Origin of the sequence: Laspinema olomoucense D3b, assembly GCF_025370785.1 — a bacterium.
Classification (GTDB): domain Bacteria; phylum Cyanobacteriota; class Cyanobacteriia; order Cyanobacteriales; family Laspinemataceae; genus Laspinema; species Laspinema olomoucense.
Genome location: NZ_JAMXFA010000046.1, coordinates 18,719 through 41,003, shown reverse-complemented (window position 1 = coordinate 41,003; position 22,285 = coordinate 18,719). Strand labels below are relative to the sequence as shown.

General features: G+C 49.3%; 16 protein-coding genes and 1 riboswitch. Of the genes, 15 read left to right on the top strand and 1 reads right to left on the bottom strand.

The genetic code is table 11. The annotated features are described in order from the left end of the window. Nucleotide 1 precedes the first annotated feature (1 nt). Nucleotides 2-856: a DUF3598 family protein gene (locus NG792_RS24630; RefSeq protein WP_261237134.1), complete on the bottom strand. Its 855-nt coding sequence runs from the start codon at nt 854-856 to the stop codon at nt 2-4. Nucleotides 857-1,367: 511 nt separating this feature from the next. Here NG792_RS24630 and NG792_RS24625 point away from each other — a divergent pair. The 15 genes from NG792_RS24625 to NG792_RS24555 all read left to right on the top strand — a co-directional run bounded on the left by NG792_RS24625 (nt 1,368) and on the right by NG792_RS24555 (nt 22,116). Next, on the top strand, nt 1,368-2,501 hold the full coding sequence (locus tag NG792_RS24625) for a tetratricopeptide repeat protein (protein WP_261237133.1): 1,134 nt from the start codon (nt 1,368-1,370) through the stop codon (nt 2,499-2,501). 359 nt (nt 2,502-2,860) lie between these two features. Then, nucleotides 2,861-4,774, top strand: a complete 1,914-nt coding sequence (gene mnmG / locus NG792_RS24620; protein WP_261237131.1) for a tRNA uridine-5-carboxymethylaminomethyl(34) synthesis enzyme MnmG — start codon at nt 2,861-2,863, stop codon at nt 4,772-4,774. A gap of 388 nt (nt 4,775-5,162) precedes the next feature. Next, on the top strand, nt 5,163-6,491 hold the full coding sequence (locus tag NG792_RS24615; RefSeq protein ID WP_261198704.1) for a hypothetical protein: 1,329 nt from the start codon (nt 5,163-5,165) through the stop codon (nt 6,489-6,491). Between the two features lie 280 nt (nt 6,492-6,771). Continuing rightward, nucleotides 6,772-7,347, top strand: a complete 576-nt coding sequence (locus NG792_RS24610) for a TIGR04376 family protein (RefSeq protein ID WP_261237130.1) — start codon at nt 6,772-6,774, stop codon at nt 7,345-7,347. A gap of 237 nt (nt 7,348-7,584) precedes the next feature. Continuing rightward, nucleotides 7,585-8,058, top strand: coding sequence for a GNAT family N-acetyltransferase (locus NG792_RS24605; RefSeq protein WP_261198706.1), 474 nt, complete (start codon nt 7,585-7,587; stop codon nt 8,056-8,058). A 312-nt stretch (nt 8,059-8,370) separates the two neighbouring features. After that, nucleotides 8,371-8,538, top strand: a riboswitch (cyclic di-AMP (ydaO/yuaA leader). Nucleotides 8,539-8,737: 199 nt separating this feature from the next. Then, the gene (ntrB, locus tag NG792_RS24600; RefSeq protein ID WP_261198707.1) at nt 8,738-9,577 is read left to right on the top strand and encodes a nitrate ABC transporter permease; all 840 of its coding nucleotides are present in this window, start codon (nt 8,738-8,740) and stop codon (nt 9,575-9,577) included. Nucleotides 9,578-9,795: 218 nt separating this feature from the next. Beyond that, on the top strand, nt 9,796-11,205 hold the full coding sequence (locus tag NG792_RS24595) for a CmpA/NrtA family ABC transporter substrate-binding protein (RefSeq protein ID WP_261237129.1): 1,410 nt from the start codon (nt 9,796-9,798) through the stop codon (nt 11,203-11,205). 144 nt (nt 11,206-11,349) lie between these two features. After that, entirely contained in the window at nt 11,350-12,192 is an 843-nt protein-coding gene (locus tag NG792_RS24590) for an ABC transporter ATP-binding protein (protein WP_261198709.1), read from the top strand. 249 nt (nt 12,193-12,441) lie between these two features. Beyond that, nucleotides 12,442-12,630 (top strand): hypothetical protein, encoded by a 189-nt coding sequence (locus tag NG792_RS24585; RefSeq protein WP_261198710.1) that lies wholly within the window; start codon nt 12,442-12,444, stop codon nt 12,628-12,630. Nucleotides 12,631-12,769: 139 nt separating this feature from the next. Next, complete coding sequence (locus NG792_RS24580) at nt 12,770-14,077, top strand: TldD/PmbA family protein (protein WP_261198711.1); 1,308 nt, start codon at nt 12,770-12,772, stop codon at nt 14,075-14,077. Nucleotides 14,078-14,130: 53 nt separating this feature from the next. Further along, the gene (locus NG792_RS24575; protein WP_261237128.1) at nt 14,131-14,988 is read left to right on the top strand and encodes a DUF3153 domain-containing protein; all 858 of its coding nucleotides are present in this window, start codon (nt 14,131-14,133) and stop codon (nt 14,986-14,988) included. 721 nt (nt 14,989-15,709) lie between these two features. Continuing rightward, nucleotides 15,710-16,117, top strand: a complete 408-nt coding sequence (locus NG792_RS24570) for a response regulator (RefSeq protein WP_261198713.1) — start codon at nt 15,710-15,712, stop codon at nt 16,115-16,117. A gap of 485 nt (nt 16,118-16,602) precedes the next feature. After that, on the top strand, nt 16,603-18,594 hold the full coding sequence (locus NG792_RS24565; RefSeq protein WP_261237127.1) for a serine/threonine-protein kinase: 1,992 nt from the start codon (nt 16,603-16,605) through the stop codon (nt 18,592-18,594). Nucleotides 18,595-18,696: 102 nt separating this feature from the next. Beyond that, nucleotides 18,697-19,848 carry a serine/threonine-protein kinase gene (locus tag NG792_RS24560; protein ID WP_261237126.1) on the top strand — a complete coding sequence of 384 codons (1,152 nt, stop codon included), beginning with the start codon at nt 18,697-18,699 and terminating at the stop codon, nt 19,846-19,848. Nucleotides 19,849-20,244: 396 nt separating this feature from the next. Further along, on the top strand, nt 20,245-22,116 hold the full coding sequence (locus NG792_RS24555) for a WD40 repeat domain-containing serine/threonine-protein kinase (protein WP_261198716.1): 1,872 nt from the start codon (nt 20,245-20,247) through the stop codon (nt 22,114-22,116). Nucleotides 22,117-22,285 lie beyond the last annotated feature (169 nt).

The window sequence follows — 22,285 nt, the reverse complement described above, 5'->3', positions numbered from 1 at the left end:
CTTATCCAACCTTGCGCTCAGTCACTAGAGTCACACTCGTCCATTCTCCCCTCTGATTGTAACTACCCATTAACCGCTGCCGCAGGTTGGGTTCAATTAACCAACCCGCCTCTAAAAAGAACATCTGCCCCACCTCCACCCGGTGAGGAAAAGTCAGAGAAGCCCCATCCGGCAGCATCAACACCCGGACCGGACGAGCACCCCCCTCAAACTCCAGCATCGACCCCTCAACCCGCCCCCTAGACCGGATTTCATGAGGGCGATGATTGCCACTCGCCAAAGTAATCCGTTGCTCCACACCCTCCGTCCCCGTTCTTTGCACCTCCAGAGTCGTTTTGAAAGTCTCCGGATTTCGCAAATCTGGAAAAAGCGTTTGCGCTTCCCCCTCCCACCGTCCCAACAGTTGCTCTAGGGTCAGGGGCGGATTTTCCGTCGCCCCCGCACCCACCCGCTTTTCTCGCACCAGGGTAAATCGTTCCGCCTCACCCCCCACCGCAAATTGATGCACTGCCCGCAGGCGACGGTTACCCCAGATGAATCCAAACTCAATCAGCAAAGTAGAAACAGGGGAGAGTTGCATCGACGCCTGGGAAAACGCCCCCGAGTCAAAAAATAAAATATGCCGCCCCAAGGATTGGTAATCTTGGACCAATTCCCTAACGGGTTGGTCCGTCTCCCGGTTCGCCCCTGGGGCAAAAAATTGGAGGGTGAAGCGCACCCGTTGATTTTCGTCTAATCCCTCCAATGAAAGTCGCGTGGGGGTGTCTTCGAGTACGGTTCCAGTGGGTGAGAGTCGCGTGAACGACCCTTCCCACTCTCCCAGATTTTGCAGGAAATTTTCCCATTGCGTTCCCATGTTTTGCCCCGCCCTCCATCGCTGGAATTTAGATAGAATATTGACTTTCCATCCCCTTTATAGCAGAGTCTGGGATCGCTTCAGTTTAGGGAAGACAACCGGGTTTTTTTACCAAAGCTCTGCCAATTAGCACCAAATCTGGGCTAGAAACTCGGTGTCTTGTCCTGTTTATTTAATATCTACCCCGACCCCCTGGGAGATGGATTTTGACCCTCTTGATAGGCGATCGAGGTAATGATATGATTAAAAACTTGACTGATAAAAAAGATAACCTACTCAGCATTGCTCCGGTCCTGTATTGTCTTGGTTGGCAGACTTTTGGCCTTAAAGATAATGAAATTAAGACCTGAGAAATCGGTAGAATCGTCTACAGTAATGCCAAAGTGGTGAAGTCGTCGAGCGATTAATAGGTGAGATTTCCATGACCATGAAAAATCGAGTCGGGAACACAAGGGGGCCGCGCAGGGTAAGGCTCACCTTTTTTATGTCGAAGCAGGCGGTTCATCCAGGGATGTCGCCTGCTCTGAATCTAGCGCCGCTCACCGCGCTGTGCGCGAGGATCGCTGGACAAAGCACCCTGGTCCTGGTTACGCTCTTGCTGTCTGTGGGTGCAGCGACGGCACAACGTCCGAGCCCTCCGCCTCCACCCAAACCCCTCGTCCCCGTGGCTCCGACTCCGGCATCCTCCACCCCGGAAGCGGCCAAACCGTCCCCCTCTGCGGACCCCACCCCACCGGCTAAAACCACTCCGGCAGCCACTCCAGTCAATGAGAGCCAGGAGCAGTCGGAGAAGGCCCCGGAATCGGAAGCTGCCCAGCAAGAGGTGTTACAACAAAGTTCAGAACTCGATCCAGCCATTCAACAGCAGATTCAAGACGAAGTAGACCGTGCCTTTATGCGGACGGTGAGTCCCTTAGCGGCTGCGATCGCCGGGTTAGTGGTGCTTCCCGTGGCAGCCACCTTAGCGGGAATTTCGCTGCTGAAAAAAAGCGTCGCCAATCAAGTTGCAAGTGAGGTTAGGGAACAACTTGGCCCAACCGTTCCAGCTCAACTCCCGGCCTCACAAAGAGGGGGGAGTTTGGTCAAAAGTGAGAATAGCGGAATGCCTCTGGCTCTTTCTGAAGAACCCAAGAGTACAGCTCAATTAAACGAGTTGATTTCAATGGCTTTAGCGACTCAAAACTTAATTGCAGAAGCTCGCACAACCTTGGAAGAGTCGATGAAAATGCAAACCCGGATGGAGGAACCATTCCAGGAAATTTTTGGCATTTATGTCAAGCAAGGGAATGAGCTATTTCGGGAAGGGAGATATGAAAATGCTGTGGAGATGTATGACAAAGCCACGGAAATTAATCCCGATTGTTATGAAGCATTTTTAGGCCAGGGAGTGGCCTATACTCGATTGCAACGCTACGACGAGGCGATCGCAGCGTATAACAAAGCCATTCGCACCAGTTCCGACAAAGCCGATGCCTGGTACGGAAAAGCCCGCTGCTATGCCTTGAAAAGTGATACAGATATGGCAGTGGATAACCTCCGGCAGGCCATTTCTCTCAACCCGGAAATTAGAGAGATGGCTCAACATGAGTCTGACTTTAACTCCGTTCGCGATACAGAACTCTTTGATAACTTGATGCGGTCTTAAAACCCGTTTAAGAACGAAATTTAACTCTCCAATCTAGGGCGGCGATACAGAATTTAATCCAGGAAAAAACTGGGTTTGTGATCTCTACTGTATCGACGTCCTATTTTATTGAAGGTGATAAGCGGCTTACGCATTTACATCGAATCATCGAATCATTTTAGCGAGCAAGAGCTAAGTGGACCACGCACAGGTTTACGGCCATCACATCTTGCTGACTGTAGCATCTTGCTGGCTAGGATAATAATAGCATCTGGCTCGCTGACTAGATGAGTAGGGAGCCAGACGCGCCCCATCATCCCGGTGTAGAAGGGGATGAGAAGGGCTATGATTAGGAAAGAGTCCAACACCATCCAGACAGAATGACCATGCCAACACCAGAGTTTCAAGATGTTTTTGATGTCGTTGTTGTGGGTGCGGGTCACTCGGGATGTGAAGCAGCACTCGCTACGGCACGTCTTGGGTGTCGCACCCTTTTGCTGACGTTGAATTTGGATAAGATTGCGTGGCAACCCTGCAATCCCGCAGTGGGTGGCCCTGCGAAGTCCCAACTCACTCATGAGGTGGATGCACTCGGGGGCGAAATTGGCAAAATGGCCGATCGCACTTATCTGCAAAAACGGGTCCTCAACTCTTCCCGAGGTCCCGCTGTTTGGGCGTTACGCGCTCAGACGGATAAGCGGGAATATGCTCACGTTATGAAAACGATTGTCGAAAATCAAGAGAATTTATCTATCCGCGAAGGCATGGTCACGGATCTGGTTCTCGGTGACAATGATGATGTCATCGGGGTGGAAACCTATTTTGGTGTCTCCTTTGGTTGCAAGGCGGTGATTTTAACCACGGGGACGTTCCTAGGTGGGACGATCTGGGTGGGGAACAAGTCCATGAGTGCGGGACGTGCCGGGGAATTTGCTGCGGTGGGATTGACGGACACCTTGAACCGCCTGGGATTTGAGACGGGACGGCTGAAAACCGGGACTCCGGCGCGAGTGGATCGGCGATCGGTGGATTACAGCAAGATGGAACCGCAACCGGGGGACGCGGAGGTGCGCTGGTTCAGTTTTGACCCAGAGGTTTGGGTGGAACGGGAACAGATGCCTTGTCATCTCACTCGCACAACGGCGGAAACTCATCGCCTGATTAGGGAAAATTTGCATTTATCTCCCGTCTATGGGGGCTGGGTAGATGCGAAAGGTCCGCGCTATTGTCCGAGTATTGAAGATAAAATTGTGCGATTTGCGGACAAGGAATCGCACCAGATTTTTATTGAACCGGAAGGGCGGGATATTCCTGAGTTGTATATTCAGGGATTTTCTACGGGTCTGCCGGAGAGTTTACAGTTGGAACTCTTGCGGAGTCTTCCGGGTTTGGAACATTGTACGATGTTACGTCCGGCTTATGCGGTGGAGTATGACTATCTACCGGCGACGCAGTGTTACCCAACCTTGATGACGAAGAAAATTGAGGGGTTATTCTGTGCGGGTCAGATTAATGGTACGACGGGATATGAGGAAGCTGCGGCACAAGGCATTGTGGCGGGGATTAATGCGGCGCGGTTAGTGCGCGGTGAGGATGCAGTTATTTTTCCTCGGGAACAAAGTTACCTGGGGACGCTGATGGATGATTTGTGTACGAAGGATTTGCGGGAACCGTATCGGATGTTGACTTCGCGATCGGAGTATCGGTTGTTGTTGCGATCGGACAATGCGGATCAGCGGATGACGCCGTTGGGACGGGAGATTGGGTTGATTGACGATCGCCGTTGGGAATTATTCACCCAAAAACAGGAGAATATCGCAGCAGAAAAACAACGGTTGGAGACGACGCGCATTAAGGAACATGAGGAATTGGGGGTGGCGATCGCCGCTGATATTCAGCAAAAGATTAAAGGCTCAATTACCCTAGCCGAGTTGTTGCGCCGTCCTGGGTTCCATTATGTTGACCTCAACCGTTATGGACTGAGTAATCTGGATTTGAGTTTAGAGGAACGGGAAGGCGCGGAAATTGATATCAAATATTCCGGGTACATCCAACGGCAGCAACATCAAATTGACCAAGTGGCAAGGGAAGAACATCGGAAACTGTCGCCAGACTTAGATTATGCCAACATTATCACATTGTCTAAAGAGGCGCGGGAAAAATTAGCCAAAGTGAAACCCTTGACGATTGGTCAAGCTTGTCGCATTGGCGGGGTGAATCCGGCGGATATTAATGCCTTGTTGATTTATCTGGAGTTACAAGGGCGACAGTTGGCGACGAGTGCCTCGGTTTAGTATATCTCTTTCCGTCTCGTGTCATGGCTGAAGCCGTGACACGCACATCTTGCGGCTCTGCCGCCTGTTCTGGTGCGATGTGAGAGAGCAGGAGGCAGAGCCTACTAGAGCGCATGACTCGGCAGAGCCAAGTCACGAGGGACCAATGACCAATGACCAATGACCACAGAATTTGTCAATAGTTTGTAACAAAAACACGGTTGACCGTTCTGGCAAAAGCGAGGACAATAAATGGGTGCAACTCGTTGAAACGGATTAGGCCCTAAAAATTAGGACTGTCGGATTGTCTAAACTAGGTTATAAAATCGGAGGGGAACTGCCCGGTTGCCAGTAGTCGCCCAATGATTGCGATCGCATCTTTAACCCTAACCCTTATAAAAAAAAGGCCATGTCTCAGGATATCAGCACCAAAACCATAGACTCACCCCAGGCGGAACAGGAGCGAGGTGGGGTGGGCACCCCGAATTGGTCGGTGGATGCCTACGCCGATCGCCTCATGAATGACCTGTTTCAAGATGTAGACCGGATTTTAGATGGAGGCACGCGCAAACCCAAACCAGCCCCCCCGGATTTGGTAACCTTGCAATCGGTGCAGGTGCCGCAAATCATCCTCCCGCCGACGATGATGCCCAAAACTGCGGCAGAAGCGACGGTGGATGCCAAGGCAACCCGCACGGATAAACGACGCAAGGGACAATCATTCGATCGCCTCTTATTAGGGTCCGCCTGTGGATTGCTCCTGATTACCCTGGGTTTATGGTTGTGGAATCGGGGATATTTGCAGCAATTCTGGGCAAAAATTGCCCCGGCACAGCCTGAAGCCGTAGCTCCTCCGAAAACGGCGGAACAGTTGAAAGCCGAGGCAGACGCGGATTTTGCTGCCTATATGGAGCGATCGCTTGATGTCATGGACCGCCAAGCAGCGGGTCAACCGACCGAACCTGTAGTGCCACCCAACACCGCCTTACCCATTCCCCCGCCACCGCCTCCGGTGAATGTCACGGTTAATCCGCCGAATGTGATGGTCCCGGCTCCCCAAGTGACAGTGAATACCCCCCATCAAGGGAATCTTGCCGAAGTGCTTAATCGGATTGCGATCGCCTTGGAACGTGGCATCAATCCGACCCTGGTTCAACCCAATCTGACGGTTACCATTCCTCGGACCCCGCCAGCGCCTCAAACTACTGCAGCAGCGCCGAAACCCGCAGCACCAGCACCAGCAGCATCTCCCAAACCCGCAGCACCAGCACCGGCGGCATCTCCGAAACCAGCGGCACCCGCACCAACCGCAACTCAAACGCCTACCCCAGAACCGGCCCCCACTCCCACTCCCACCCAACCGCCCAGAACAGTTAACATCCCACCCCAGGTGGCAGCCCCACCCCCACCCGTTCCCCAACCCGCCCCCCCCACGGCAGAAGAAGCCCCTGGGAATAATGAACGGGCGGAAAATCCCGCAGCGGAAGAATCCGAACCCGTCCCCGCCGCTGCGGCATCCAGTTCTAGCGTTTCCGGTCTCAAGCATAAATTAGTGGGAATTCTGGAACTGGGCGATCGCTCCGTTGCCTTATTTGAAGTCGATGGCGTTCCCCGTCGCGTGAATATTGGCGAGACAATCGGCTCAAGCGGCTGGAGTTTAGTCGAAGTCAAAGACGGCGAAGCCATCATTCGTCGCAATGGCGAAGTGCGCTCAATCTATACGGGACAGTCTCTATAGAGAATTTCTCGTAAGACTCTGTAGTTCATGAAGCAGTAGGGGTGCAGCTCATGCGCCCCTAGCCGTGAAAACACTCAGGGTATTCCAAGAAATAAATCGTCCAACTTTGATGCGATCGCACCTAACAAGATTCGTTTAGCCCGCGCAGGCGGGCTTCGTCTGTATAGCCCCACCCTTGAGGGTGCGGGTTGTTTGGATATTTTATTTTTTGGAGTTACCTCACGAAAAATTGTCCTACCATAGATAGAAGAAGTGAAACCTGAGCGAGGGAGTGCCTGCAATGGGTCTATTTGAAGACATGAGCCGGTTCTTAGAAACCAGATTAGAGGAGTTTATGCGAAACAATCCTCATCTTGAATTGCAGGTGCTAGAAGAGCAACTGCGGGAGCAAGAGGAGGATACCCTCAAGTTAATTCTGGAGCTACAACGGAAAGAAAAGCAATTGCAGGAGAGCATTCTCTCCACAGCTCAGGAAATTCAACTCTGGCACGATCGCGTCAGTAAAGCCAAAGCTGCTAATCGCGAAGATTTAGTCCGTGCTGCCCAAGAACGAGAAGCCTCTTTACTCCGGGAAGGCAACCAATTCTGGGGGCAAATGCAAGGGGTTAAAGAGCGGATTGAAAAGGCGAAGGATTTGTATCGCCAGATTCAAGTTCGCCGTCGCGAAGTCAAAGCCAAATCCGTTGAGGCAGAGGCAGCCCGTGTTCAAACGAAAACTCCCACAAGTTGGGATACGGGATGGAATAAAAGTTATAACCGCAGTTTTAATAGTGGTGCCGACCCTTTAGATCAGGAATTTCGCCGCTGGGAAGCTGATGAAGAATTGGAACGGTTGAAGCGCAATATAAAACGGTGATGATGACGAGGGGGGTGGTTATTAAACAGGAAAGGTTTCATCCCGTAAAAAACCCGCTCACCCCCCGTTCAGCTCCCCGGATAGTCACCCTTATCCCAGGGGAGGGCCGAAGAATAAATGTTTAATTACTTGGGGTTTTAAGAGAATTTAAAACCCAGTTTATTCCAATAAAAAGGGATGAATCATTAATTTTTAATGACCCTGGATTCGGGTTAATCATGGGGACTGAGTTAAGTCATGGCTGCACCAAAATCTCTGCCTTTGGGCTGTATTTTGCGCCCCGCAACTCCAGAAGATTTGGGGGCGATTCGTAAATTAGTATTCCAGGCAAAACTCGATCCTACACAGTTGCGATGGGAGAATTTTTCCGTAATTGAACTTCAGGAACAAGTCATCGCTTGTGGACAGTTACGCCAATTTTCCGGCTGTCAAGAGTTGGGGAGTTTAGTGGTAAAAAAGCCTTGGCGCGATCGCGGTTTAGGGTCCTATCTGGTTGAGCATCTAGTCTCCGAGGCGATCGCCCCGGTTTACGTGGAATGTATGGGGTGGTTGGTGGAGTTTTATGAACACTTGGGATTTGTAAAAATTTCCTGGGCAGAATTACCCAAACCTTTAAAAATAAAGTTTTTCTTAGGACAACTCGTTTCCAAATTCTTGCCGTTAGGCGTAACAATTTTACAGGCAAAACTCCTCAAATCCCCTAAATCCTAGCTTAGATAAATCCGCCCGTTTCCTAGTTTGTAGTAACGACTTGCTGTCGTTCTGTGATCCGAGGGTGTAGGAAAGATAAAAATTGGGATAACCAAGCGATGTTACTGCGAAATAAGAGCGATAACCACTGCAAGGCGGGACGGTGAACCGGGGATAACCACGGAAATCGCTGACAAGGCCCCAACGGAACCACCCTAGTCAGCGGCGAAATGGATGAGTTCCGATGGGGTTAGGTCCGGCCCCTAGCAGCCAGGAAATTAAATTCTACCCCCCCTTGACAATTCTGAAAATTTTTCGTAAGAATGGGTGACAAGAGTAAGTCAGCCTAATTTAGGATCCGTAGCTTGTCTGCGATCGTCCTAAAGCGGGGGAACCATATATCGGGGCGAATCTTTCGTTGAATCCATCGTGAATGAGAAAGAAGAGCATCTCTCAGCTCTAGCCCGGCAGCTAACTTCGTAGGCATTGAGAGGAGACTGAAGTACAGGATATCTATAACCTGACTGCTTTAGTGTCCTAGGCCCACTATCGCTACGACTTACTCCCTTATAGGCATCATGTAAAAATCAGTTGTACAAATTTTATCCGAAATGGTAGCTGCATAATGCTTCCGGGTAAAAATTGTTCAGCTTATTCTGACATGACTCCATTTGGTCCTAGACTCTGAGGTTTAAATTAGATGAGTACACGTATAGCTACCCGTAAGGGCAGCCGTTTTTCATCCGCACCGCGTCGTCGCCTGCTCCAATTAGACACAGTGCTGCTCCCAGGGATTGGTTTTGCGGCGATTATTGCCCTGTGGTGGGCGATCGCCACCTTTTTTACCACCTTGATGCCGAATCCGTGGGAGGCATTGGTGGCGAATATGGACTACATTCTCCATCCCTTTTATCGCCGGGGACCCGGAGATTTAGGCATTGGCTGGCTACTGTTAGCCAGCTTACGCCGGGTCCTGTTGGGTTTCGGCTTGGGTACTTTGGTTGCCATTCCCGTGGGGTTTTGGATTGGGCTCTCTCCCCGGGCCATGAAGGCAATTAACCCCCTCGTACAGATTTTTAAACCGGTCTCTCCCGTAGCTTGGTTACCCATCGCCCTAGCAATCTTCAACCTTGCCGAGCCTTCCGCTATCTTTGTTATTTTCATTACCTCCCTATGGCCCACCCTGATTAACACCGCCCTGGGAGTTGCCAGTGTACCGAAGGACTATATTCAGGTCGCCGAGGTTCTGGAGATGTCCCCCTGGCGGCGGATGACGAAGATTCTGTGGCCCGCGAGTCTCCCTTATATTTTCACCGGATTGCGAATCAGTTTAGGGATTGCTTGGCTCGTCATTGTGGCAGTTGAAATGCTCACGGGCGGCATAGGCATTGGCTTTTTCGTCTGGGATGAATGGAACCGTCTGAACTTGAGTTCGGTATTTCTCGCCGTCCTCGTCATTGGTGTGACGGGTCTGATTCTGGACTACCTGCTGGCACGACTTCAGCAATGGGCCACCCATCGACCCGCTACCCAGGTTTAATAGGGCTGGATTGCCGTATATTTGCTTCTTGATATGGGGGCGATCGCCCTATACCTAGAGAGTGAAAGCTCAGTCTGGTGAAACAACCTTCAGCCTGGTCTCTACCTCACTGAATTGACTATCCTACATTCCGTCTGGGGGTACCTCCCTAATGGAGAGTTTGTTTATACCCAGATTTGTTAACGCAGCTTACTGAACTTTAAATCTTCTTAAAACCTATGAGTAATATCAGTCGGCGATCGCTGCTTAAGGGAGTAGCCAGGTTTTCTGCGGGATTAGCCCTTGGAGCCTGCGGTCAAGCCTTCTCTGGAAAGTCCAGCAACTCCCGCACAAATGCTGCATCTCAAACCTTTGAAATTGACCAAGTAATTAACCCCAGCACTTTAGAACAGCCCAATATTCGCGTAGGCTATGTGCCAGTCAACGATTGTGCCCCTTTTGCCGTAGCCGCCCAAAAAGGCTTTTTTTACAAGTACGGACTCAACGTCACCCTCAACCGAGAAGCCAGTTGGGGCACATCCCGAGACGGTCTCATCTTTGGCCGCTTGGATGCTGCCCCCGTCGTATCCGGTTCCGTTACCAATGCTCGTCTAGGAGCAGAGGGCGCACGCCATGCGCCCATGTGTGGTGCCATGACCATTCACCGCCACGGCAATGCCATGACCATGAATCGCCGTATGTGGGATAGCGGACTGCGACCCCTGCGAGACTACAACGGAGACCTCGATCAGTTTGCGCGGGACTTTCGCACTTACTTTGAAGGATTGCCCTCACAGGAGCGAATCTGGGCAGTGGTACTGAGTTCTGCTATTTATGAATACTTCGCCCGCTATCTGGCAGCAGCAGTAGGTATCGACCCGATAACTACCTTTCGGATCATGATCATTCCACCCCCTCAAATGGTCTCCAATGTGCGAATCGGGGCGATGCAGGGTTATATGGTAGCTGAACCTTGGAATACCCGAGCGATTACGGGCAATGAAGGCGTCGGTTTTACCTTTGCTCAGGGCAAAGAACTGTGGCGCGGCCATCCTGACCGAATTTTGGCTGTAATGGAGTCTTTCATTGATGAAAATCCCCGCACTTATCGCTCTTTAGTAAAGGCCATGATTGAGGCTTGTCAGTATTGCGGCGATCCCCGCAATCGGGAAGAAGTGGCGGAGATTATTTCAGCCCGCGCCTTTACCGGCGCACCTGCGAAATTCACTCGTCCCGGTATTGTGGGCAACTACAACTATGGAGGTTTTGATGGTCAAGAGCGGATAGTTTCTAATATTGACACCACCATCTTTGATGTACTGCCCGATGATTACCCTCACCCTCCGGGAGATCATTCTACCTTTTTGTGGCAGTCTCAGGGCCTCTGGCTAATGACCCAGGCGGCCAGATGGGGACAGGTTAAAGAGTTTCCCGCAGATGCGGAGGCATTGGCTCGTCGCGCATGGCGCACGGACCTTTATCGTGAGATTGCCACCGAGATGGGGATTCCCTGTCCTGCGGAGGATTACAAATTAGAACCCGGGGAGTTATTTATCGATCGCAAGGCATTTGACCCTAGCAACCCCGTGGGCTATCTCAACAGTTTTGAGATTAGGGCTAAAGCTCCAGTGAAATTTTTTCTATCTTAGATACCTGTTTGGATATTAGATATTCAGCCGTTAGCATTCCTATCAAATTCGATGTTTATGGCATGGCGATCGGCGGCAGCCCTAGGGCTGTTTCTGTTTATCCTAACCTTCTGTTTTATTCAAATACATTTACCGAGGTGAATCGTGGTTAAACCCAGTAACTATTCCTTTAATAGTGATAATACTGAAACTCGTCCAACTGAGGATTTTTTAGTCATTCGTGATTTAGTCAAAGCTTACCCCACCACGAATGGCAGTCAGTCGGTTATTTTAGACGGCATCGATTTAACAGTACAGTCCGATGAGTATATTTCGATTATTGGTCACTCCGGCTGTGGCAAATCTACCTTACTCAAGATTGTAGCAGGGCTAGAGCAAGCCAGCTCAGGCCAAGTTACCTTGGAAGGAAAACCTATTTCTAAGCCCGGAGCAGAAAGAATGATGGTTTTCCAGCAGTATTCCCTGTTGCCGTGGCTGACAGTGCGGGAGAATGTGCGCCTAGCGGTAGATGAAGTGATGCCTCGTTTGTCAAAAGTCGAGAAGCGCGAAATTGTCAATGAACATTTAGCAATGGTGAATCTCATTGCAGCAGCGGAGAAATACCCCGATGAAATTTCCGGAGGAATGAAGCAGCGGGTGGGAATTGCTCGGGCTTTGGCGATTCGACCTAAGATGTTGTTAATGGATGAACCGTTTGGGGCGTTGGATGCCCTGACCCGAGGGAAATTACAACGGCAGGTACTTGACATTTGGGAACACCATCCCCAGGCGGTGATGATGATTACTCACGATGTAGATGAGGCGCTGTTTATGTCGGACCGAATTGTGATGATGACCAATGGTCCCCAAGCCCAAATCGGGGAAATTTTGAAAGTCCCGTTTGCTCATCCGCGCGATCGCGCAGCGTTGCGGGATGATAAGCGGTATTACGAGTTACGAAATCATGCCCTGGCTTTTCTCGATCGCTATTTCACTCAGGATGATTGATGCTGTAGGAAATTGCTCCTGACTTAGGGGAGGGAGAGAAGGGTCAAACCGACCCTCACTAATTCCTTAGTGAGGGTCGCGTTGTTTCCACAGAAGGGCTCCGAAAGCTGGCAAAGTTTTACGCCTAGGATTTCCCCGATTAAGAATTGAGGGAAGTTCCCTGTGGGAAAATTTAGTTTAATATATATCAGGGGGGATTCGGGGATTTCCTTGAAGATTCTCACAAAAATTATTTAAAAGATAGCACCTATGAACTTGCCAGAATTTGAGTATTTAATTCGCAAAACTGTTACTTATTTAGATTTTCACAGCGATGATGCTTCTCGGGAGTTAAACGCACAATGGCAACAGGTGCTCGGGGAGATTCAGCGCCTCAAACGACAGAAACAGCCGGACAAATCCCGTCGCAGTCAAAGCAAACCGCCCAAACCGGAGTAATTTCCCGGAATTTCAGGAAAAAAATCTAGTATTATTGCTCATTACCGATGTTCTTCCCAGATTCCGATCCAGACGGGTAGCGATCGCAGGCCGATCCGGCCTAAGATCGAGAAGAAAACCAGTAACAACGACAGAAATTGTGAGTGATTCGACTCTTGAGAAAATTCTCGACTTGGCAAAATCTCGGGTAGACTCTGCCGAGGTTTACTATGTCTCCAGTCAAGATACCCCGATTGAATTTGAAAACAACCGCCTGAAATCCCTGCAAACCAAAGCCCTGCAAGGGGTTGCCCTCCGTGTGATTTCCCAGGGCAAAATTGGCTTTGCCAGTTCCACGGACCTCACCCGCCTCGATGATTTAGTCGATGCTGCCGTCCAAACCTCGGAAATAGGGGACAGTGCGGAATTTGAGTTTGCCAGTAACCTCCATCTGTCCTCCCCAACCTCGGAATTTCAACCCCCAACTACCCAGGCATTGCTGGAAGTGGGTCGAAATCAAATTGAGCAAGTTCATGCTTACAACCCCGATATTCTGGTGGATGTCAGCTTTCATATTCGCAGTGGGACGGTCAAAATTATGACCACCCAAGATCTGTATGCCACGCGATCGAGCCAGATGGTGAGCTCCAGTATCAGTGGTAACTTGGTCAAAGGGGAAGACTTTCTGCAAGTTTATAGCTATGATGTCGCCCGCGATCGCCTTCCTGACTTCGATCTCCTCCTCAAAGACCTCCTCAGAAAATACCAACTCGCCGAACGTCCCGCCACCATCACCAGTGGTTCTTTCCCCGTCTTCTTTACCCCCAGAGCGGCAGCGAGTACCTTGGGCAGTCTATTCGATACCATCTTATCCGGTCAAGCGGTGGTCCAAAAGGCATCCCCCCTCATGGATAAAGTCGGCGAAAAAGTATTTGATGAGCGCCTGACCCTGTTTGAAGACCCCACCCTGGGTCCCTCAGCTTGTGAGTTTGACGATGAGGGTACTCCCACCAGTCCAAACACCCTGATTGAGAACGGCGTGGTGAACGGGTTTTACTGGGACAGACGCTGGGCCGCCCGTGCCGGGTTACAATCGACCGGGAACGGGTTTCGCGGTGGACTTTCGCGTCCAGGACCGGATTTGGTCAATCTCTGCGTGAATCCGGGGAGTACCTCCACGGCGGATTTAATTGCGGGAGTGAAGGAAGGATTGATCGTCGAGCAAGTGCTAGGGGCCGGTCAATCCAATCAACTGGCCGGGGAATTTTCGGTTAACTTAGATTTAGGTTATAAAATCGAAAATGGCGAGATTGTCGGGCGAGTCAAAAATACAATGGTTGCCGGGAGTATTTTTGAAGCCTTTGACAATTTAGTAGATTTTAGTCAGGAACGGGTTTGGGTAGGCGGTGGTGCATTCTTGCCAAGTATGCTGTTTGGAAAACTGGGAGTTTCTGCCAGACAAGGTTAAATTTCGGGTTTGTAAAAGATGATTTAATGATTTGACCGGAGGGAGAGAAATTTGTGAAATTAGCAGTTTTTGGGAGGATTGTCGGGGAGTGGATTTGGGGTAGCATGAGGCGATCGCGAGTCGGACTCGTCCTCTTACTGGTCCCCCTGTTGCTCACCGGCTGTGTGGAATATGATGTGGGGATTAACTTCGAGAGTCAAACTCACGGAGAAATTGTCCAACATATCCAACTGGGAGAACGACTTAAAGCCTTTAGTAGTTCTACCGCTGAAGCCTGGTTAGAGAGTATCGATCGCCGCACTCGCCAATTGCACGGGCAGGTTAAGCGCAGTTCAGACCGAGAAATTACGGTGAACATTCCGTTTAATAATGGGGCAGAATTAGTAGACAAGTTCAACCAATTTTTTAATCCCGATGAGGGGAGTCCAGGGCAGTTAGCGAGTTCCCCAGAGGCGCAAATTCCGGATATTTCTTCCCAGATGGCGCTCAGACAAAGAAACTTTTTACTGGCGATTTATAATCACCTAAATTATGAGTTAGATTTGCGATCGCTCGGGGTGATTTCCTCTAATGGCACCGTGATTGTCAGTCCGGGGGTGCTTTTAGATCTGGAATTTACCTTAAATACGCCCTGGGGTGCAACAGCCCTCGTCTCCGACAATGCACTGATGCCAGAGATTCGCAACAATGGGCGGCAACTGGTCTGGATCCTGCAACCGGGACAACTGAATCATCTGGAGACCCGATTCTGGGTCCCAAGTCCCATAGGGATTGGGGCATTAATCATTGCCTTATTTGTGACCGTTAGTATCTTTTTAAAAGACAAACTGTTACCCGCCTTGGGAATGGGTCAGCGCAAACCCCCAAAGGCCAAAAAACCCCAACCGGAAACCGCTAATCTTGGGGGTTAAAGGTTGGTATCCCCAGAGTACCCAGTCTCTCATCCAGATTGGACTGTGGATCACCGGGGCCCTGTGACGGGTTCAGAACAGTTTTTCCTGACTCCGTTGGGGAATTGGACCTAACCCCCTTTCCCCACAGAGTCAAGACCCAGAGGAGGGCTTTCTGCCTCCAATAACTGTAAAGTTTACAAGGTGAAAATTCCGGAACACGCCTTTGGAGAGAGGGAACACCTGATAGCAACCCCAAGGGTTACATTCCCCGAGTCAATTCGACAAAAAGAAAGGGGACGGATGGCATAACTGAGGTTAAAAAAGGGTCAAAAATCTGAGTCCGTCCTCGGTCAGTTCCTGACCCTCTCTGATTCATCCGGCGGTCAACTTGAGCCAACTTTATCAAAGCTTTACGAACGATGAACCTAGGCGGAAAATACCGAGGTTTGATCGACGGAGTAGAGGGCGATCGCCCTCCCGGTGGGAAGGGCGGTTGTTCTGGGCGTTTAATCAAGGTAAACCCACTGTAGCCTCATCTACCAAAACCCCGAATTTTGTTTCTGGACCCTATTCGTTATTTCAGGGGAGAAATAGGGTAAAGTTTAAATAGAGATCTGCCCATCGTTCAGGGGATAGAGTATCGTCCGATTGAGTCAAGAAAGATTTGGCCGAAAAGCCGGTCAAGTTGTTGCGATTCTAACCTGTCCGTCTGAAGTGTTTTTAAGGACTGGAGAGAAAAATGTCTGAAAATAATAGTCCCGTAGCCACAATTCTAGCCGTCGATGATAGTGTCGTCATGCAAGATTTAGTCAAGCGAGCATTGGCTCAGGATTATCGTGTCCTCGTGGCAGATAATGCCGTGGATGCTTTGTCGATGATTTACCATGAGCAGGTGGCAATTTTGTTGCTCGATGTTTCTATGCCGGGAATTGATGGCTTAGAGCTGTGTCGAACTGTGAGGAATATTCCTCAATTTCAAGAACTGCCCATCGTCATGCTAACGGCTCGCGATGGTCTATTTGATAAGGTTCAAGGCCGGTTAGCGGGAGCAACGGAATATTTAACTAAGCCCTTTGATGCCGCCCAACTGCGTCAAGTTGTGGGAAATTTTATTAATAGTAATCATCCTTCCCACGTTGCGGACTAATCTACAAGTTCGGGGGAGGATTATTGATAAATTCTTCTCAAATAATTCCCCGAAAAACCAGGCGGCATTGCCAGAGGAGGCTCTGAGGGGAAACCAAGTCCTCGGACTGCTTCAAGCAAAGGGGAAGAGGGAAAATTGTTGGAGGAGAAGAGGGCAAGCCTTTAACAAAATTTAAGATTTGATTCAAACTCAATCATAGCATACAACAATAGGGACTTAGGTGGTTAATCCATAAAAATTAATAAATATTCAAGAAGTGTAAAATTTGGGCTAAAAATCTGTTGATCCCGAGGGGTAGTTACCCCAAGAAAGCCCCGACAGGTTAGCCGTTAGGGGACTCAGAGGAGGGCCAAAAAACTCCCCGCGATCGCGGGAAATAAAGATAAAACGACCACAGAGGTAGAGGGGTTTTGCTCAGGATGGTCGAAATACTTGGACGCTGACAAGGCAAAATAAAACTAGATCGGTTCATCGCCTGCCCCTATATGAGCTACTGCCTAAATCCCCGGTGTCAAAATCCCCAAAATCTGCCGAAGACTTCAATTTGTGAAAGTTGCGGCTCAAAGTTACTGCTTAAAGACCGCTATCGAGCGATTAAACCGATCGCCCGAGGGGGATTTGGCCGAACCTTTTTTGCGATCGATGAAGACCGCCTCAATACGCCCTGTGCCATTAAACAACTGCTGCCGACCCTACAAGGCAGTAGTGAATCTAGACAAGGATTGTTCGAGAAGGCCGTTGCCCTATTTAACCAAGAAGCGGTGCGACTTTACGAACTGGGAGAACACCCTCAAATTCCCACCCTGCTGGCCTCTTTTGAACAGGACAAACGCCTGTATTTGGTGCAAGAGTATATTGATGGGAAAACCCTGTGGCATGAACTCAAAGAGGGAGGTCCATTTCGGGAAGAGAAAATTTGCGAACTCCTGGCCAAAGTCTTGCCGGTTCTACAATTTGTCCATTCCAAAAATGTGATTCACCGAGATATAACCCCGGGGAATCTGTTGAGACGGAAGCGCGATGGTCAACTGATTTTGATTGATTTTGGGGTGGCCAAACAACTGACGGACGCTTCATTTGCTAAAACCGGGACAAGGGTCGGGACCACTTGTTATGCACCGATCGAACAACTTCGCAGCGGGAAAGCGTATCCCGCCAGTGATTTATATGGGTTAGGGGTGACCTGCATTCACTTGCTTACGGGTGCAAAACCCGATGGACTGTTTGATCCAATTAAGGGATGTATTTGGCGGGAGTATTTGGCAAATCGAGGGCGGACGATCGCCCCGCGCCTGGGGGATATCTTGGATAAAATGATTAAAGATAACTTGGGCGATCGCTATCAGTCTGCCCTGGCGGTATTGACCGATTTGGCCGCACTTTTACCCCAGGGCGATCGCCCGGAACTCCCCAACGCCGCCACCCGGATTCAAACCCCCCAGTTTATGAAAACCCCCTCCACCCGGAATTTACTTCCCCCTGCACAGAGGGTGAGTCCGGTGGCCCTTTTTTCCAAACCCCCGATTAGCAATCGCGCCTCAACCCACAGTAGACCTCGGTGTGTGCGGACCCTCACGGGCCATACCTCTTGGGTAACCTGTCTGGCGATCGCGCCTAACAGTCACATTCTCGCCAGTGGCAGTCTCGACGATCGCATCCTGATTTGGAATTTTTTTACCGGGGAAACTCTACGCGGGTTCTCCGGTCATACCAAATCCATTAATGCCCTGGCGATCTCGCCAGATGGGACTCTTTTAGCCAGTTGCAGCGATGATGATACCATCAAGCTTTGGTATCTGAATACGGGCCAGGAAATTGCCACCCTCACGGAACATTTACGGGATGTAAATTCCCTAGCTTTTAACTCCACGGGCACGATTTTAGCCTCCGGTTCTGAAGATAGAACCGTGCGACTTTGGCAGCTAGGAACGGGACCAAAAGACAGCGTTTCCGTCTCACCTTTGTGTACTTTGGCCGGTCGTTCGGGGATGATTAAAGCAATTGCGATCGCACCCAATGGTCAACATTTAGCCAGTGGCGGTCTCGATAACGCCATCCAAATTTGGGATTTAAAACAGCATAAAGTTCTCTATACCCTGGGGGGACATCTCCAATCGGTAAACTGTTTAGCCATCAGTCCCGATGGGACACTTCTGATCAGTGGCAGTAAAGATAAAACCCTTAAACTCTGGAATTTTGCCACCGGAAAGCTGATTACCACCTTATCCGGTCATCGGGAGATGGTGAATTCCGTCGCCTTTTCTCCCGATGGCAAACATATCGTCAGTGGCAGTACGGACCAAACGTTAAATCTGTGGCAAATTCGCCAGGAAAAAGGCCAGTTCTTCACGAACCCTGTTACCACCCTCAATGGACATACTGGGGCGGTGAATGCGGTGATTTTTGCTCCTGATGGTAAACTGGTGATTAGTGGCAGTTGGGACGAAACGATTAAAATTTGGCAAGTCTTGTCTTAAACTGGGCCGATTAGCCTAGTTTGGACTGCGGTTGACTTGTGTCGGTGCGATCGCCACTCATCACCGAAGAAGAATAACCATTCTGTCAATTCCGGTAAGATTATGACCTATTGTCTCAATTCAAACTGTCCCACCCCCTCCAATCCCCCCTCTACCAAATTTTGTCTAACTTGTGGTACTAAATTGCTGTTGCGAGAGCGCTATCGGGCAGTACAACCCCTGGGCCAAGGGGGGATGGGTCGCACCTTTTTCGCCGTTGATGAAGACCGCCTCAATGCACCCTGTGTGATTAAACAGTTTTTTCCCCAAATTCAAGGCACTACTGCCTTAGCAAAAGCGACAGAACTGTTTCAACGGGAAGCAGTGCAACTGCTTCACCTCGGGGAACATCCTCAAATCCCCTCCCTTTATGCTTATTTTGAACAGGATAAACGCTGGTATTTAGTCCAGGAATTAATTGAGGGATCAGACCTGTTAAATGAACTGAAACAACAGGGAGCTTTCAGCGAAACTCAAATTAGATCCCTGTTACTGGATTTATTGCCAATTCTGCAATTTATTCATAAAAATAATGTGATTCATCGAGATATTAAACCCGATAATATTTTACGGCGGCGCAAGGATAATAAGCTAGTTTTAGTCGATTTTGGCGTGGCTAAAGAAGGGACGGGGACTGCCCTCGCTCAAATGGGAACACGCGCCGGTACTCATGGGTATGCTCCGGTGGAACAAATTCGCGGGGGTCAGGCATATCCCGCCAGTGATTTATACAGTTTGGGCGTGACTTGTATTCAGTTATTAACGGCAAAAATGCCCGATGATTTATATGATGGGATGAATGCCCGCTGGCTGTGGAAAGAACAACTGGCAAAGCAAGGGAAAAGTACCTCTCCAATTTTAGCGCAAATTTTAGATAAATTGTTGCAAGAAGTAGTGCGCGATCGCTATCAATCAGCGGCAGAGGTTTTACAGGCACTGCAACCCAATCCAGTCTCCTCCCCTCCCCTCAAACCCGCTTCTGCTGCTGCCCAAACTCCCCCCTCCATCCCCATTCAACCGGGAAAATTTGACCCGGTTTCTTTGGATTTACAAGCGATTAAAACACATTTCAGTCAAGGACAACCGGGGAATGCTCCACCCCCTGCATCTCCCCCACCCAAATCCAGCCCAACTCCCCCCACTAAACCCCCAGGATTTGACCCGATCTCCGCTGAATTAGAAGCCTTACGCTCAGAATTTGGAGAAGAACTTTAATCTCTGAGAAACCTGAAAACACCCCGGTTTATCCCGAATAAACATAAATTCCCTCTCCTGAAAATAAAACCGCGCATTCAATGGGCTAAACCCTCCATTTCTTTAGGGTTAAAACCCATTTAATCGGCTTAAATTACCCCCAATTTTTAAGAACCAAGCTAGAATAATAAATGAATGATTTTTTTAAGGGGGGAAATATCTGGTTATTTACTGCTGCTAGGAAACCCGATATCCCCCTTCTAAATCCTCTGATTATAATGATGTAGACGCCTGATAAAACCCTGCGGTAGTAACTCCATTAATTTTTCCAGCCAGCGGTTAATTTTTTAAAATTGGGATTAAAATAGAAAAGTAGAAGACCTGCCCGCATCCTGAAGCGTTTTACTTAAAAATGGCATGAGCTATTGTCTCAATCCCCACTGTCAAACTCCAGAGAATCCAGCCGGTATCAAGTTTTGTCAAAGTTGTGGCAATGAGTTGCAACTCAATCAGCGATATCGAGCACTTTCCCTCCTGGGGGAAGGGGGATTTGGGCGTACCTTCATCGCAGAAGATGCCGATCGCTTAAATGCCACCTGCGTGATCAAACAATTTTTGCCCTTACCCCAAGTTCAGCAAAATTCTGACTTATTAGAAACGGCAACTAAAATGTTTGCCCAGGAAGCCCAACGACTGTTACAACTGGGGGATCATCCTCAGATACCCACCTTATTTGCAGATTTTGCCATCGATGGGCGGCTCTATTTGGTACAACAGTTCATCAAGGGCAAAACTTTGTTGCAGGAGTTGGAAGAAAATGGAGCATTTTCGAGCGATAAAATTAAAAATTTATTATTAGATTTATTACCTGTTTTACAGTTTATTCATGACCGTAATGTAATTCATAGAGATATTAAGCCGGAAAATATTTTAAGACAAGAATTAGATGGAAAATATGTCTTGATTGATTTTGGCGTAGCTAAACAACTTAGTAATAATGTTTTAGTTAAAACGGGAACCAAAATCGGGACCGAAGGCTATGCACCGATTGAACAACTGCGGGGAGGAAAAGCATATCCGGCCAGTGATTTGTACAGTTTAGGGGTGACTTGTATTCATTTGATGACCGATACAAACCCGGATGAATTGTACGATCCCATGAGGGGGCGCTGGTTGTGGCGAGAAGAATTAATCAAAAAAGGAATGAGTATTGATCGCCGCTTAGAAAAAGTAGTTGATAAGATGGTGCAGGAGTGGGTGAACGATCGCTACGAAAGTGCGTCAGGGGCGCTGGTAGACCTTTATTGGTCGCTTCCCCAAGGGTTTATGTCCAAATCCCTAACAGCCACTCCGACGATTAACCCAGCTATTCCGACTACCTGGAAATGTATTCATACCTTGACAGGTCATCAGAACTATGCGATCGCCGTAGCGATTAGTCCCAATGGAGAAACCTTAGCCAGTTGTAGTTATGATAAAACAATCAAGGTCTGGCATTTGGCAACCGGGAATGCGATCGGGACTTTAAGCGCTCATACCGGGTGGGTGAGTTGCCTTGCCATTAGTCCCGACGGACAAATTCTGGTTAGTGGGAGTTTGGATAACACCCTAAAACTGTGGGATTTGGGCAGTGGGAACTTATTGCAGACCTGGGATGGATTAAATGCTTATCCGTTGTCGATTGCGATCAGTCCCGATGGGGGAATACTGGCAGCAGGTTGTTTTGACAGTACCGTGAAACTGTGGGACCTGACAACGGGGATGGCAGTGGGGACCCTGATGGGACATACGGGGTATGTGGAATGTGTGGCGATCGCCCCTGACGGGAAAACCTTGGCGAGTGGGGGTGGATACGATGACCATACCATCAAATTATGGGACTTGAGCAGCGGACTGGAGCAAACCACCCTCCAGGGGCATTTGGCCTCGGTCAGGGCCATTGCCTTTACTCCCAACGGTCAACAGTTAGTCAGCGGCAGTGAAGACAAAACCGTGAAACTGTGGGATTTACAGACCCACAGCCCGACCTACAGCTTGCCGACTCTAAAGGATTGGGTACAAGCGATCGCCGTGAGTCCCGATGGAGAAATCATAGCCTGTGGCAGTCGCGATCGCCTGATTAGATTGTTCCATTTGAGAACCGGACAAGAACTGTGCACCTTAAAATGGCATTCTGGACCTATTACCTCTGTGGCCTTTAGTCCAGAGGGCAACAAATTAGTGAGTAGCAGTTGGGATAATACAATCAAAATTTGGCAAGCTGTCTTGTCAACTGAAAATAAAACATAAACATAAAATAGGCCATCCACAAGACGAGTCCCCTCCAAAAAAAGCCGATTAAATTCCCGACTCTTGGTAGTCTGCAATACCAATAATTAGCAAAAATCAATCCCAATGGACCCGTTTTGTAACCGCGCCGACCCAAAATGCTGGTAAAGACTGATTATTATATAACCAC